The sequence below is a fragment of the Lutibacter profundi genome, from assembly GCF_001543325.1.
In the GTDB taxonomy this organism is placed as follows: domain Bacteria; phylum Bacteroidota; class Bacteroidia; order Flavobacteriales; family Flavobacteriaceae; genus Lutibacter; species Lutibacter profundi.
The window spans coordinates 2,332,765-2,348,288 of sequence record NZ_CP013355.1; the positions used below are offsets into that span (position 1 = coordinate 2,332,765).

Below are 15,524 nucleotides of genomic sequence, written 5' to 3' on the forward strand. Positions count from 1 at the left end.
TATTTAATAATAATATCTTTTAAAAGCTTCTAAAGCAGCATAGTCTGCTAATCCTAATTTATGATATTTTTGAGCAGTTTCATTGTTTCTCTCTTCTGCTCTTACCCAAAACTCTCTAAGGTCATTCCCCTGAAACATCACTCCATCTTTTTGAGATTGATGGAAGAAAATTGCTTTTCTTTTTTTTAGGACTTGATCTGGGCTCATTGGGATTGACATATCAATTTGGTGAATATCCCATTCGTGCCAAGCACCTCTGTATAACCAGATCCAACAATCCTTCATGAATTTTAGTGGTTTCAAGTGATTCAATGCCGAAAAAACAGCATCTAAACAAACTTTGTGAGTTCCATGAGGATCTGCTAAATCACCGGCAGCATAGATTTGATGAGGCTTTATTTTTGTAATTAGGTTCGCTACAATATCAACATCTATCTTTCCCATAGGGTGTTTTTTAATGGTTCCTGTTTCATAAAAAGGGAGATTTAAAAAATGAACATTTTTATCTGGTACACCGACAAAGCGTGTTGCGGCCAAGGATTCCCTTTTTCTTATTAAGCCTTTTAATATTCTAATATCCTTAATATCTTCAACATCTTCAGTTTTAGAATGTAATTTATTTATGATAGTATCAATTTTACTACCCTTTGAATAATCCATATCTTTAATTACTTCTGCAAATTTTAAAGCTTCCTGATTTGAAACAGCAATATTGCCAGAAGTTTGATATGCTATATGTACATCGTGTCCTTGCTCAACTAAACGGTCAAATGTCCCTCCCATAGAAATAACATCATCATCAGGATGCGGACTAAATATTATAACTCTTTTCTTGTGAGGTTTTGCTCTTTCTGGTCTTGATGAATCGTCTGCATTAGGTTTTCCGCCTGGCCATCCAGTAATAGTGTGTTGAAGTTTATTAAACATTTTAATGTTAATATCATACGATGAGCCACCTTGAATTAATAAGCTTGACATTCCATTATTATTATAATCTTCATCTGTTAATTTTAAGATAGATTTTTTAGTTAAATCACATAACCAAATAATAGCTTTACTTGATAATTCTTCATCCCAAATGCACTGCCCAACAAGCCAAGGAGTATTCAAACGCGTTAGGTCTTGTGCGGCTTCTTCGTTAAGGATAAAAGTAGTATTACTATGTTTTTGTAAATAACTAGCAGGAACTTCTGAAGTAATTTCACCTTCTATAGTATCTTTAATAATTGAAGATTTATTATGTCCCCAAGCTAAGAGAACAATTCTTTTTGCACTTTTAACGGTACCAATTCCCATGGTAATTGCTTTTTTAGGGACATTATTAATTCCTAAAAATGAAGGTGCAGCATCAATTTTTGTTAAATGATCTAGGGTAATGCTTCTTGTTCCTGAGTTGTAGTGAGAGCCAGGTTCATTAAATCCAATATGACCGGTTCTTCCAATACCTAATAATTGAAAATCTAAACCGCCATATTCTTTAATTTTTAATTCATAGTCAATGCAGTATTGATGTAATTCTTTTTGAGAAACAGAACCACTAGGGATATTAATATTGTTAGGGTTAATATTCACATGGTTAAATAGATGCTGATGCATAAAGTAAAAATAACTGTGAATGCTATTTTTATCCATAGGGTAGTATTCATCTAAATTAAAGGTAACAACATTTGAAAAACTTAAACCTTCTTCTATGTGCATTCTAACCAATTCTTCATAAACCCTTATAGGTGAGGAGCCTGTAGCAAGGCCTAATATACAAGGTTTGTTATTAGCCTGTTTCAGTTTAATTAATGTAGCAATTTCTTGTGCAACACAAATAGATGCCTCTACAGAATTTGAGAATACAACATTGTGTATTTTTTCAAACCGAGTGTCTTCAAATTGTCCAGCGGGTTTATAAGAGATATTAATAGCTTTCATAGTTAATTTTATGATTGTTATACTTTAAAAAATGAGAATGTTAAATAATATTGAAAAGAGATTATTATATTGTAAAAAGCAAACGGAAATAATTAATTTCCGTCTGCAAACAATTTATTAATTAACTTAATTCAAAATTGTATAACAATTATGTTTAGAAATTACTACCTGGAATATCCCACCAAAGTCTAGTCCCTCCATTATCGGGGCCATTTAAATAACTAATAGCGGTATTAACATTTGTACTATTAGTGTTAATTTCGTTACTAACAAAATTAATTCTTCTAATTTGGATATTAGTATCTATTGTACCTCCACTATTATTTATCATTACAGGGTAAATTCTTGGATATCCTGTTCTTCTAAATTCTGACCAAGCCTCTTGGCCATCAGGGAACATTGCAATCCATTTTTGGGTAATTATTTGTTCTAATTGTTCTTCGTTTGTACCAGTATTATTGTAGGCAATTTTTACATCGCTAGGGTAAGCAATATTATTTATTGGATTTATAGCATCTACAAAATCTTTTGGAGTGCTTGTATTATCTAATAAATACGCATCAACTCCTGAAACACTATGTTGAGAAAATGAAGTTCTAATCCCTGCTTCGTAATGAGCTTTAACATTACCAGCTCCTGACCATCCGCGTAAGGCTGCCTCAGCCATAAGGAAATGTACTTCAGCAGCAGTCATCCATTGCATTGTTTCTCCATCAATAACACTTCCAATTGATGAATGATTTCCATATTGTCCTTTGGCTTCTATTTCAATTCCCATTCTTATTCCTTTGAAAACACCATTTAAAGCAGGGTCACTAGCAGGATTAAAGTATTTTTCTTCTCTACCATCACCAAAACCTTCTAATATAGATTCCATTTCAGCACCCATTCTAACATCACCCCAAGAACCGCTAATAACTGTAATTGGATGCGCAAAACCAGTATTAATGTACATATCTTGTGTTTCTAACAAACCAGCATCACTTGATAATGATTTTTCACCTTGAGTTTTAGCTAAAGTTGGGTTAACATTTACTACACGCATAGCTAATCTTAGTCTTAATGAATTAGCATATTTTCTCCACATTGCGATATCCCCACCTAAAGATGACATATCAAAAGGAACAAATTGAGAATCGCTTTCAAATGACTTTAAACCATCTATTGCAGCTCCTAAATCGTTAAAAAATGCGTTGTAAGCAGTTTCTTGTGAGTCGTATTCTCCAGTTGTAGTAAAATCATCAAATTTTGTATAACGAATAGGGCCGTATATGTCAGACACTCTATGCATAGCACTTACCTTAATAATATTTGCCAAGTAAACAAATTTATCTCCTGAAGGGTCATTGCCTAATTCTACAGCATTTTTTATATCTAAAACAAAAGGCATTACACTTCCGTATGCATCGGACCAAGGAAAACCATTCCATCCATCAACTAATGCATAAGTCATATTATTAACATTACCAGCGAATGGCGTTGGGGGAGTCATATAACCTGAGTAAACATCTCCTAAAAGCCCTTGTTGTAATTGATAATTCCAAGCAGGAGTTACGTTGAATACATTTAAAAACATTGGTGTAAATGAGCCTCCAATGTGATTGTTCATTTGTGTCAAACTTTGGTTTGAGATTCCATTTGGATCAGTATTGATATCTTCAAAGTTATCAGTACAGTTTATGAAACTAACAGCAAGTATTGTTGCTAGTAAATATTTTAATAATTTGTTCATGTTTTTAGAAATTTACATTAATATTTAAACCAATACTTCTAGTAGAAGGTTGACCAAAAATGTCAACTCCCTGTAAACCAATCCCTGTACTTGAAGCAATATTAGGGTCAAAAGGTGCATCTTTATAAAGAAAGAATAAATTGTTCGCTATTAGTGATAAGCGAAGGTTTTCAATAAATTTATTTTCAAATTTTAAATTGTAGCCAATAGCGACTTCTCTTAAATTAACATTTGTTGCATCATAGACATATTCACCTAATAAACCTGCTCTACCACCAGTTTTTAGGTAATAGTCTTGCGCTGTCATTTGTTTAGTTACACCATTATTATCAACTACATCAATCATTCCTCCATTAGTATTTCTAGCATTAGCTGTTGCTTGTGAAACACCATAAAAATCATTTACAGCTTCAGTAACACTAACTACATCTCCACCAATTTTTGCATCAATTAAAAAGTTAAATGTAAAATTTTTGTAATCTATACTGTTATTCCACCCTAAGGTAAAATCAGGTTGGGCATGTGCAATAGTTTCCCAATCAGTAGTTTCAAGTGTTAAGTTTCCGTTATCGTCAGTAACTATAGGTAATCCATTTTCATTTCTTATAATTGAACGTCCTCTAATACTACCAAAATCTTCTCCTTCGATTAATGAATAGCCATAGCCATTAACACCTGGAGATGTTAGGATTGCTTCTCCATTTTGTAGAGAAGGGTGTACTGAGATTACTTTATTTTTGTTAGTAGCAAAATTTATTGAAGTGTTCCATTTCAAGTCATCACTTACAATTGGTTTTGCATTTAAGACTAACTCTATTCCAGTATTAGAAATTTCACCTGCATTTACAATATTTTGTGTATAACCATTAACATTAGGTTCTGCAGCTATAAAGAAAATTTGATTAGTAGTTTTTGAGTTATAATAAGTTAAGTCTATACCTAACCTGTTATGTAAAAAACGCCATTCAGTTCCGATTTCAAATGATTTTTGTTTTTCAGGTTGTAAAGTCTCACCTTCTTTAACACCAAAGGTTGGTTTTATAAAATTAGTTTGCCCTGTTGGAATTGAGTTTAAAGGAATTGTTGCATAACTAGGGATCTCTTTTCCAACTTCAGCATAAGAAACTCTTACTTTAGCAAAAGAAATACTTTTAGGTAGTTCAAACATGTCAGATAATACACCGGTTAAACCAAGTGATGGGTAAAAAAATGATTTGGTATTTGTGTTTACAAGTGTAGATGACCAGTCATTTCTACCAGTAATATCAACAAATAACATGTTTTTATAGCTAAAATTTGCAGATCCAAAAATAGATTGAACTTCTCTATTAGAAACACTCTGCGAAATGTTGTTAGTTTCAGCAAAATTGGCTATTGTAAATGCATTAGGATAAGTTAGGCCTTTACCATTCCCAGAGTCAAGAGAAAGTTTATCTCCAATAGAATATTTGGTTAAACTAGTACCAAGCACTCCAGAAAAACTATAATTCTCAGAAATATTTTTGTTGTAGGTTGCTATTAAATCAATATATTGCTGTGTGTTTTCAGTCTTTTCTAAAATATACCTACCTGTTGAAGGAACAAATGTTAAATCGCTTCCAGCATACATTTTTTTATCAAATGTAAAAAAGGATTTGTCAAAACTTCCTCTAGATTGAAGAGATAAATCATCTGTAACTTGGTATTTCACACTTACGCTTGCAAGTACCCTTTGTGCAATATCTTTACTTTGATTACGATTAATTAACCAATAAGGGTTTTGCTGAATATTTTCATCAAACGATGTAGCATATTGATCCATCATATTTGTTGATGGATTAAAATACTCATATTTGTTTTTGTAAATATTTAAATCAATTCCTACAGGGTTTAAATATAAGCCTGTTAGAGGGTTTGAGTATAACCCATTTGTTGGCCTGTTCCATATTCTTTGGTCAGATAAATTAATATTTGCTGAGACTTGAATTTTTTCATTCAAAAAATTTGCTGTTTCACGTAGATTTAAATTATTTCTAACTAATTTATTGTTTGGTAGTACACCATTGGTTAAGGTATTTGCAAACGATAAATAAGTTTGGGCTTTTTGATTTCCAGCAGTTAAGGATAATGATTGGATTGATGTGCTTCCGGTTTTAAAAAAACTATCTAGATTGTTTGATAGTCCACTAGCTTTCACCCCCCAAGATTTAGGATCTGTAACATTTCCATTTTCAGCAACAGGTTGTCCAACAGAGTTAGATTGATATTCTGTTTGTAGTTCAGGTAAAGAAATTACATTATCAATAGTTAGGTTTGAATTAAAGTTGACGCTTAATTTTCCATCTTTACCCCTTTTTGTAGTAATTAAAATAACTCCATTTGCACCTTGGCTACCGTATAAAGCAGCAGCAGAAGCACCCTTTAAAATAGACATGCTTTCAATATCATCAGGGTTAATTAATGACATGGCGTCACCACCATCTCTATTCCCTATTTGACTACCAAAAATATTAGCACCTGGTGCTTCACCATTTTGTCCATTTCCATTATTTAGCATAGGAATCCCGTCAATTACATATAAAGGATCATTATTTGAAGTTGATGAATTCCCTCTTAAAACCACTTTAGAGGCTCCGCCAGCACCAGAGGAACTCCTTGTGATAGTTATTCCCGCAGATTTACCAGATAAACTATTTATTGGGTTTGTTTGTTTAACTTTTGTTAAATCATCACCTTTAACTTCTTGAGCAGAGTATGTTAAAGCCTTTTTTTCTTTTTTCATTCCTAAGGCTGTAATAATTACCTCATCTAAACTTTGTGCATCATCAAACAATACAACGTTTAATGTATTTGAGTCAGTTACAGTTATAGACTTAGTTTTCATTCCTAAAAATGAAAATTCTAACACATCGCCATTTGAAGCTTCAATGGTGTAGTTCCCGTCAAAGTCAGTTTGGGTTCCTTTTGTTGTTCCTTTAATAACAACATTTACTCCGGGTAATGGAGACTCATCTGATACAGACGTTACTGTACCAGAAACTGTTTTCGTCTGCGCTGCTACTTCTTGAGTAATAGCGAGTGAGAAAATCATAATTAATAATGGTATTAATTTTTTCATAAATAATTAAATTAGTTAAATTTTGTAATTATAAACATATAATTAACATTAATTTATTCAAAAGTTAATCTACAAACAACCTAAAAATAACAACGAAAAGCATTTTTTTAAATCAAATTACTAGCTCTAAATTTTGTTGTGATGAAAAAAACTGCTACTTTTTCCCAAAATTTAAAATTTAAAATTCTATTTTTTGACTGCAAAATTGTTTAAAAATACTAGTTATTCCATTCCAACAAAATACCATATTTGGTTTTGGGTGTCTTATTTCATTTTTGATATAATACGCTGGGGAAGTTATTATGAAGATTATTGGTATTCTTTTAAATCAAATTTGGTTACATTTTCTTTAGGAATGCTTTTAGTTTATTTTAATATTTATTTTTTATTTCCAAAATTTATTTTAAAGAAAAAATATAAAAAATATATTCTATTTTTTCTTTTAACACTTTGTGTATTTTATGTTGTTAGAACTGAACTTATCTATTTATTAATTAATAAAAATGTTTGGCCTGAGTCAGATTCTCTTCAAAGTGCTTACTCCTTTAATCATATTGTAGTTGTTTTTTTGACTGGAATCTATGATGTTGCACTCGTAACTACTATTAAGTTAACTGCTGATTGGATTTATGAGCGTAAGCGAGTTGAAGATTTGCAAAAAGTACAACTAAGAACAGAATTGGACTTTTTAAAAGCTCAAATTCAGCCACATTTCTTTTTTAATACCTTAAATAACTTATATGCATTAACTTTAGAAAAATCTGAAGCTGCTCCAAGTGTGGTTTTAAAACTTTCAGACATCATGCAATATGTTTTATATGATGCAAAAGAGCCATTAATTAGTTTATTTAAAGAGATAAATTACATACAAAGCTATCTAGATTTAGAAAGATTGAGGTATGGAGATAATGTAATTTCAAGGACGGATGTTGTAGGTAATATAGAAGGCACTAAAGTACCTCCTTTAATTTTTTTACCGTTTGTAGAAAATTGTTTTAAACATGGTGCTAAAAATAATGACAATCTTGAAGTTAATATAAGTTTTGAAAATGTATTAGATAAATGGCTCATCTTTAAAGTTGAAAACACCTTCAATCAATTAAATGATTCTGATTTAAAACATGGAATTGGCAATCAGAATGTAAACAGACGATTAGAGTTGTTGTTTCCAAATAATTTTGATTTTAAAACAACTATTGAAGAAAATAACTATTGTATTCAGTTAAAAATTCCAATCTATGAAAATTAAGTGTATTATTATTGATGATGAGCCTTTAGCAATTAAAGTTATACAAAATCATTTAAGTGATTTTCCAGATATAGAGTTGGTGGCTACATTTAACACGGCAATTGCGGCATTACCTACTATTGAAATTGATGAAATTGATGTGATTTTTTTAGACATTAATATGCCTAAAATGAGTGGATTGGATTTTTTAAGGTCACTACCTAAAAAACCACACGTAGTAATAACAACTGCTTACAGGGAATATGCTATTGAAAGTTTTGATTTAGATGTGTTAGATTATTTGGTAAAACCAATTCCGTTTGGACGCTTTGTAAAAGCAATTGCAAAAATAAATAACAGAGTAGGTATTGGAAAAGATAAAAAAAATGAAGTTTCATTTAAAGAAGAGCCTTTTATTTTTTTGAAAGTTGATAAAAAATTGATGAAAATTAAACTTAATGATATTTTATTTATTGAAAGCTTAAAAGATTATATAAAGGTATTTACAAAAGTTGGTGATTATTTGGTTCATAAATCTATGAATAGTATTTTAGAAGAATTGCCAAGTGAAATTTTTTTAAGAATTCACCGTTCGTTTACAATAGCAATCAATAAAATAACTTCTGTTGAAGGAAATTCAGTTGAAATAGCAAATAGAAGAATTCCTATTGGTAGAAATTACCTTCAATTAGCAAAGCAAAAAATATTAAACACAAATAATTTGGTTGGTTAACTTATGTTTGTACCTGTAATTCCTTCGTTTAACTTTAATTGTATGTTGATTATAGAAAATAATTAGTAGATGTAAATTAATATGTTACTTTAGAAAACTGTCTTTTTAAAGAGCACAATAAGAATTAATTAATTTTATGTAAAACAATAAGTATGTCTATAAAAGTAAACCAAATTTCAAACAAGAAAACCAACACATTAGTACCAATTATAATTATTGCAGGATTATTTTTTATTTTCGGATTTGTAACTTGGATTAATGGCGCTTTAATTCCATTTATGAAAACCATAAACGAATTAACATCAGCTCAATCATTTTTAGTAGCATCAGCATCTTATATTTCTTTTGTGGTAATGGCTTTACCAGCTTCAGCAATTATTAATAAAATTGGATATAGAAAAGGGATGTCTTTAGGGTTAATTGTGATGGCAATAGGAGCATTGGTTTTCATTCCGGCCGCAGAAGCTAGAACTTATTGGGTGTTTTTATCAGGAATTTTTATTCAGGGTATGGGAATGACCTTATTGCAAACAGCTTCTAATCCATATATTACCATTTTAGGACCCATAGATAGTGCAGCGAAACGTATTGCTATAATGGGAATTGCAAACAAAATAGCAGGGGCATTAGGCTCTCTTATTTTTGGCGCACTGTTGTTATCAGGGATTGATGAAATTAAAGATAAATTAAGTACCGTAAGTGTTACAGAAAAAGCACAATTATTAGATACCATGGCAGATAGTGTTGTAACTCCGTATATTGTTATGGCTGCAGTTTTATTTGTTTTAGGTGTTTTAATTAGAAAAGCTCCGCTTCCACATGTGGAGGCAGAACCAATTGAGGAAGCGAAAGACGGTGAAACTACCAAAACCAGTATTTTTCAATTTCCACACTTATGGTTGGGTGTTTTAACATTATTTGTTTATGTTGGAGCTGAAGTTGTTGCTGGGGACACTATAATTGCTTATGGAATTTCATTAGGGTTTACAGCAACTAAGGCTAAATTTTTTACAACATTTACGTTAATGGCAATGGTTGCAACCTATGGTTTAGGCGTGTTTTTAATTCCGAAATATATAAGTCAGACTTTTGCTTTAAAAGTAAGTGCAATTTTAGGTATAGTATTTACTTTCTGTATTGTGTTTACTTCAGGGTTTACATCTGTTCTTTTTGTTGCAGCATTAGGAATTGCAAATGCATTGGTATGGCCTGCAGTTTGGCCATTAACATTAAAAGGATTGGGAAAATTTACAAAAACCGCATCAGCATTATTAATTATGGCAATCTCTGGAGGGGCAATTATTCCTCCGTTATATGGCTGGTTTGTTGATGAAAATAAAGTTAAATTAATTGCACAGGGTATAAGTGAAGCTACGGCCTCAGCAGAAGCCTCAACAGCTGGTTACTGGATTTTATTACCGTGTTACCTTATTATTTTATATTATGCAGTTGCAGGGCATAAATTAGGATTGAAAAAAGATTAATTTTTAGAATATGGTAGCTAAAAGATTAATAGCATTAGATGTTTTAAGAGGTTTAACCATTGCTCTTATGATTATGGTAAACAACCCAGGAAGTTGGAGTTATGTATACCCGCCTTTACTTCATTCAAAATGGCATGGTTGTACTCCAACCGATTTGGTTTTCCCTTTTTTCTTGTTTATTGTGGGAGTATCTATGTGGTATTCTTTTAAGAAATATGGAAATGGACTTACTAAAAAAGGACTTTTAAAAGTTTTAAAAAGGTTTTCAATAATTTTTTTATTAGGACTTTTTTTAAATGCTTATCCAAAATTTAATTTTGAACATATCCGTGTTTTTGGAGTATTGCAACGCATTGCTATTGCTTATGGAATTGCAGCAATTTTTTGTATGCAATTTAGTGTTAGGTATTTATTAGTTATTTGTGGTTTAATTTTAGGAGGTTATTGGGCTCTCTTATATTTTGGAGGTACTGGAGATGTATATTCTTTAGGGGCAAATATTGCACGAAAAGTTGACTTGTTTATTTTAGGTGAAAATCATATTTATAAAGGTTTTGGCATTCCTTTTGACCCAGAAGGATTGGTTTCTTCAATTCCATCAATAGCTACAGTAATATTAGGCTATTTAACAGGAAGGTTAATTGAGCGATCAAACAATGTTTTAAAAGCAATTAAAAAATTAATAATATTTGGCTTGGCTAGTGGTGTTTTAGGGTGGTTTTGGGGATATTTATTGCCAATTAATAAGCCTTTATGGACAAGCTCGTATGTGTTGTATACAGCCGGTTGGGCAATGCTAATTTTGGCTTTACTATTATGGATTATTGATGTTAAAGGTTTAAAAAAATGGGCGAATCCATTCATTCATTTTGGAACAAACCCACTGTTTATTTTTATCTTTTCAGGAATTTACGCTAAAACAATAATTTATTTAGTAAAATTCACAAACTCAGATGGTGAAATATTAACAGGTTATAGTTACCTATATAAAAATATTTTTGTTCCAATTGCAGGTAATATGAACGGCTCATTGTTATTTGCAGTTACGCATATTATTTTCTTTTGGTGGTTAACGTATATTTTATACAGGAAAAAGATATTTATCAAAATATAAATCAAAAAAAAACTCACCAATTGGTGAGTTTTTAATATCATTTTAATGTGTGCTTAAACTAAAGAAACACGTTTAAAATCAGTAATATCAACGCCTTTAGATTTAACATAATCTGCAACAGTCTGTTTTTCGTCTTTTATAAAGTTTTGGTCTAAAAGACATAACTCTTGATCTAAAGTTGTATTGTCAGAAATAAAACGTTCTAATTTACCAGGAACAATTCTATCCCAAATTTGTTCAGGTTTACCTTCGGCTTTAAGTTCAGCTTTTATATCTTCTTCAGCTTTCGCAATAATTTCATCAGTTAATTGTAATCTTGAAATATAGGTAGGTACATGTTTCAATGTTTTACCTAATCTCTCTAATTCAATATTTTCTTTTTCAATTACTGCAATGCGTGCTTCAGTTTCTGAAGCTACAAAAGCAGGATCTAAATCTTTATAAGATAATGTGGTTGCTCCCATTGCTGCAACTTGCATAGAAATATCTTTTGTAACGGTTTCAGCATCATCAATCTTACTAGATAACGCAGTTAAAGCGGCTATTTTGTTTCCTGCGTGGATGTAGAAACCTACATATTCACCAGTAACTTTTTCAAAACCTCCAATTTCTAATTTTTCACCAATAACGCCTGTTTGCTCAATCAATTTTTCAGCAACAGTCATGCCTCCAAAATCAGCGTTTAAAAATTCTTCTTTTGAATTAGTGTTTAGTGCAATTGCTGCAAATTCCTTAGCTAAATTTACAAAATCATCATTTTTAGCTACAAAATCAGTCTCACAGTTTAATGAAACAATTACACCTTGCGTATTGGCATCATTAACTTTTGCAATAACAGCACCTTCAGAAGTTTCTCTGTCGGCTCTTTTATCAGCTACTTTTTGTCCTTTTTTTCTTAAAATACTTACTGCTTTGTCAAAATCTCCTTCTGCTTCAACAAGTGCATTTTTACAGTCCATCATACCAGCTCCGGTAGATTTTCTTAATTTACTTACTTCTGCGGCTGTAATTTTTGCCATTTTATTTTATAATTTTTTGTTGAATAATGAGTATTCAACTATTGAACATTTATTATTTTTTCACTACAGTTTTTTCAACTTTCGCTTCAACTGCTTTTTCTTTATTTGCTTTTCTTTCAGCTAAACCTTCAGCAATTTCTTCGATAAGAAAACCTAATACTTTATCAATAGATTTTGAAGCGTCATCATTTGAAGGAATTACATAATCAATACCTCTTGGGTCAGAGTTTGTATCAATCATTGCAAAAATTGGAATATTTAATTTTTTAGCTTCAGCAACAGCAATATGTTCTTTTTTTACATCAACTACAAAAATAGCACCAGGTAAACGAGTCATATCAGTAATTGAACCTAAGTTTTTTTCTAATTTTTCTCTTTGACGGTTTATTTGTAATTTTTCTCTTTTAGAAAGAGCATCAAATGATCCATCTTGCTTCATTCTGTCAATTATAGCCATTTTCTTAACAGCTTTTCTAATAGTAATAAAGTTAGTTAACATTCCCCCAGGCCATCTTTCAGTAATGTAAGGCATGTTTACACTCTTAGATTTGTTGGATATAATTTCTTTAGCTTGTTTTTTTGTAGCTACAAAAAGTATTTTTCTGCCAGAAGTTGCAATTTTTTTTAGAGCTTCAGCAGCTTCTACAATTTTTGCAGCAGTTTTGTAAAGGTCAATAATGTGAACTCCGTTTCGTTCTCCATAAATGTACGGAGCCATGTTTGGATCCCATTTTCGTGTAAGGTGTCCAAAGTGTACACCTGCATCTAATAATTCTTGAATTTCAATTTTTGTCATCTGTATTTAGTTTACGTTCCGTTGAGTTAGCAATAGGGAAGTAGCGAAAATCGATCTTCCCTATTTGGATGCTAAACTTTTTTCAGTCATTGACTGATCAACGACAACTTTGTTTTAATTTTAATTTCAATGAACCACCAAATAAATTGGTGAAACAATTCACAAGTACGATTAACGTTTTGAGAATTGGAATTTTTTTCTTGCTTTCTTTTGACCGAATTTTTTACGTTCAACCATTCTAGGATCTCTGGTAAGTAAGCCTTCAGGTTTTAGAATTGCTCTATTTTCAGGGTTTATTTCAATTAAAACTCTTGAAATAGCTAAACGAATAGCTTCTGCTTGTCCTGTTACTCCTCCTCCAAAAACATTTACTTTAATATCAAATGCTTCAGCATTATCAGTTAAATTTAATGCTTGCATCACTTTGTATTGTAAGTGAGGTGTTGTAAAGTAGTTTTTAAAATCTTTTTTGTTAACGGTAATATTCCCTTTTCCTTCAGAAACATAAATACGAGCAACTGCCGTTTTTCTTCTACCTATTTTGTGTATTGTATCCATTATCTAAGATCGTTAAGGTTAATAGCTTTTGGTGTTTGAGCAGTTTGGTTATGTTCAGCACCAGCATAAACATATAAGTTTCTGTACAAAGCACTTCCTAATTTAGTTTTAGGTAACATCCCTTTTACTGCTTTTTCAACAAGACGTGTTGGGTCTTTTTCAAACATTTCTGTTGCAGTTAATGATCTTTGTCCTCCTGGATAACCTGTGTGACGAATGTAAGATTTGTCACTCCATTTTTTCCCACTTAATTTGATTTTTTCTGCGTTGATAACCACTACATTGTCTCCGCAATCTACGTGAGGAGTGTAATTTGGTTTGTATTTACCTCTAATTAGCATCGCTATTTTAGAAGCTAGACGACCCAACGTTTGGCCGTCTGCATCAACTAATACCCACTCTTTAGTAACGGTATTTTTGTTAGCTGACACTGTTTTGTAACTTAATGTATTCACAATTAAATTCTTTGTTATAGTTAAACATTCTTTTTTTGCCCCTAAAAAGGGAGTGCAAATGTAAAGAATATTATTTATATAACAAACAGTAAGTTAGGTATATTTTAAAGGGTTTAAATTTATAGTTTTTATAAATCTAAACCCTTAATATTTTAGATAAGTATTTTTATTTTATTCTAGCTTGAAGCTCAGGTATTACATTTGAGTAGCTTCGTAAAACCCTATCCCATTCCTTGTAGAATTCGTCACTTTTAACACTTGTCATCGGTAATCCAGATTCTTCACTAACCAATTTAACTTTAAAAGTTAGAGGTGCGTCAGATGTTTGTTTAATAATGATACGTGTTCTAATTGTATTTTGCTTAAATATTTTAAGAGACCAAGCAGTTCTTAAATAACCAGTTTCTTTGTCTGTCATTTCAATAACATCAATATTTGAAAGAATTATTTGGTTTATTAATTTCCAAGCTTTGTTTTTGCTAATTGTACATTTTAACTCAATATCAACATTTGCAATATCAGTTTGTATTGAAGCATCAAAAGCGTCATCTCTTACCAACTGCATATAATAAGATTTAGGTGGTTTTGCCATCCCTTTTCTATTGCAGAACTCTATTTTTTCTATTAGAAATCCAATTTTTTTCACAATAACAGTTGTACAGCTGTTTGAAGATACAACAACTACTAGATTACCTTTACCTAGTAATCTTCCGTTAATCCATATTTCAGCATCGGATTCTGAAACTCCAAACTCTATTTTTCTTTTACCTATTAGATTTTCTAAATTGACATCATCGGTATTAATATTAAGTGTATTTGCTTGAAAGTCGTTAAAAACGAAAAGGAAAAGTAGGATTAAGGATATTTTTTTTAACATTTTTTATTTTTTAAGTTATTATTAAAGTAATTATTTTTTTTGAAGTAAAGGTACTATTCTAAATTTAAAGATAATTCCCCAACTTTAATTGTCTCAAGATTAATTATTTTTTTAATTCTATCATCAATTAAGTTTTCATTTTTACAATCTTTACATATTATTGTAAGCGTTATAGTTCCTCTTGTAAGAGCAGTATTAGCGGATATACTTACTCTATCTCCCTTTGAAAAACTACCACCCCCTTGAGACCAAAGAGAAAATGCAGATTGAAGTTCATCAGACTTGCTAAATCCATCTTCACCAGTATAGATTATTGTAGTTGAGTAATCAAAATTTTGAGGAGTATCTTTAAATTCGACATTGTAAGAGACGTTTCTTTCATCATCATTAGATACATTGCAACTATTAAATATTAGTAATAAAATCCCTAGTATAAATATAATTTTTTTCATGCTTTTCTAAAGTTTTTTAGGTTGATTTTTTGCTAAAGTAATAAAATTCAAGGTTATTT

13 protein-coding genes are annotated in these 15,524 nt (G+C 31.0%); 4 read left to right on the forward strand and 9 right to left on the reverse strand.

From position 1 onward, the window contains the following. Positions 1 to 3: 3 nt before the first annotated feature. The 3 genes from nagB to Lupro_RS10360 form a co-directional block, all read right to left on the reverse strand. A complete protein-coding gene (nagB, locus tag Lupro_RS10350) occupies positions 4 to 1,920 on the reverse strand; it encodes a glucosamine-6-phosphate deaminase (protein WP_068209767.1) in 1,917 nt (638 codons plus the stop codon). Between the two features lie 154 nt (positions 1,921 to 2,074). Then, the gene (locus tag Lupro_RS10355; protein ID WP_068209769.1) at positions 2,075 to 3,652 is read right to left on the reverse strand and encodes a RagB/SusD family nutrient uptake outer membrane protein; all 1,578 of its coding nucleotides are present in this window, start codon (positions 3,650 to 3,652) and stop codon (positions 2,075 to 2,077) included. 4 nt (positions 3,653 to 3,656) lie between these two features. Further along, a complete protein-coding gene (locus Lupro_RS10360; protein ID WP_068209772.1) occupies positions 3,657 to 6,749 on the reverse strand; it encodes a SusC/RagA family TonB-linked outer membrane protein in 3,093 nt (1,030 codons plus the stop codon). A 193-nt stretch (positions 6,750 to 6,942) separates the two neighbouring features. On the opposite strand from Lupro_RS10360, the gene Lupro_RS10365 reads away from it, so the two are divergent. The 4 genes from Lupro_RS10365 (at position 6,943) to Lupro_RS10380 (ending at position 11,308) form a co-directional block, all read left to right on the forward strand. Continuing rightward, positions 6,943 to 7,998, forward strand: coding sequence for a sensor histidine kinase (locus tag Lupro_RS10365; protein WP_227807442.1), 1,056 nt, complete (start codon positions 6,943 to 6,945; stop codon positions 7,996 to 7,998). Next, entirely contained in the window at positions 7,988 to 8,710 is a 723-nt protein-coding gene (locus tag Lupro_RS10370; RefSeq protein ID WP_068209775.1) for a LytR/AlgR family response regulator transcription factor, read from the forward strand. The genes Lupro_RS10365 and Lupro_RS10370 overlap by 11 nt, the downstream gene beginning before the upstream one ends. Positions 8,711 to 8,862: 152 nt before the next feature. Further along, positions 8,863 to 10,194 carry a sugar MFS transporter gene (locus tag Lupro_RS10375; protein ID WP_068209778.1) on the forward strand — a complete coding sequence of 444 codons (1,332 nt, stop codon included), beginning with the start codon at positions 8,863 to 8,865 and terminating at the stop codon, positions 10,192 to 10,194. Between the two features lie 10 nt (positions 10,195 to 10,204). Beyond that, positions 10,205 to 11,308 (forward strand): acyltransferase family protein, encoded by a 1,104-nt coding sequence (locus Lupro_RS10380; protein WP_068209780.1) that lies wholly within the window; start codon positions 10,205 to 10,207, stop codon positions 11,306 to 11,308. Between the two features lie 53 nt (positions 11,309 to 11,361). Here the strand turns inward: Lupro_RS10380 and tsf are convergent, their stop codons facing one another. The 6 genes from tsf to Lupro_RS10410 form a co-directional block, all read right to left on the reverse strand. Beyond that, positions 11,362 to 12,327: a translation elongation factor Ts gene (gene tsf / locus Lupro_RS10385; protein WP_068209783.1), complete on the reverse strand. Its 966-nt coding sequence runs from the start codon at positions 12,325 to 12,327 to the stop codon at positions 11,362 to 11,364. Between the two features lie 52 nt (positions 12,328 to 12,379). After that, entirely contained in the window at positions 12,380 to 13,123 is a 744-nt protein-coding gene (gene rpsB, locus Lupro_RS10390) for a 30S ribosomal protein S2 (RefSeq protein ID WP_068209785.1), read from the reverse strand. Positions 13,124 to 13,294: 171 nt separating this feature from the next. Beyond that, positions 13,295 to 13,681, reverse strand: a complete 387-nt coding sequence (gene rpsI / locus Lupro_RS10395) for a 30S ribosomal protein S9 (RefSeq protein WP_068209788.1) — start codon at positions 13,679 to 13,681, stop codon at positions 13,295 to 13,297. Continuing rightward, the gene (gene rplM / locus Lupro_RS10400; protein WP_068209790.1) at positions 13,681 to 14,136 is read right to left on the reverse strand and encodes a 50S ribosomal protein L13; all 456 of its coding nucleotides are present in this window, start codon (positions 14,134 to 14,136) and stop codon (positions 13,681 to 13,683) included. The genes rpsI and rplM overlap by 1 nt, the downstream gene beginning before the upstream one ends. 166 nt (positions 14,137 to 14,302) lie before the next feature. Beyond that, positions 14,303 to 15,013: a hypothetical protein gene (locus Lupro_RS10405; RefSeq protein WP_068209793.1), complete on the reverse strand. Its 711-nt coding sequence runs from the start codon at positions 15,011 to 15,013 to the stop codon at positions 14,303 to 14,305. Positions 15,014 to 15,066: 53 nt separating this feature from the next. After that, positions 15,067 to 15,465, reverse strand: coding sequence for a hypothetical protein (locus Lupro_RS10410; protein WP_068209796.1), 399 nt, complete (start codon positions 15,463 to 15,465; stop codon positions 15,067 to 15,069). Positions 15,466 to 15,524 lie beyond the last annotated feature (59 nt).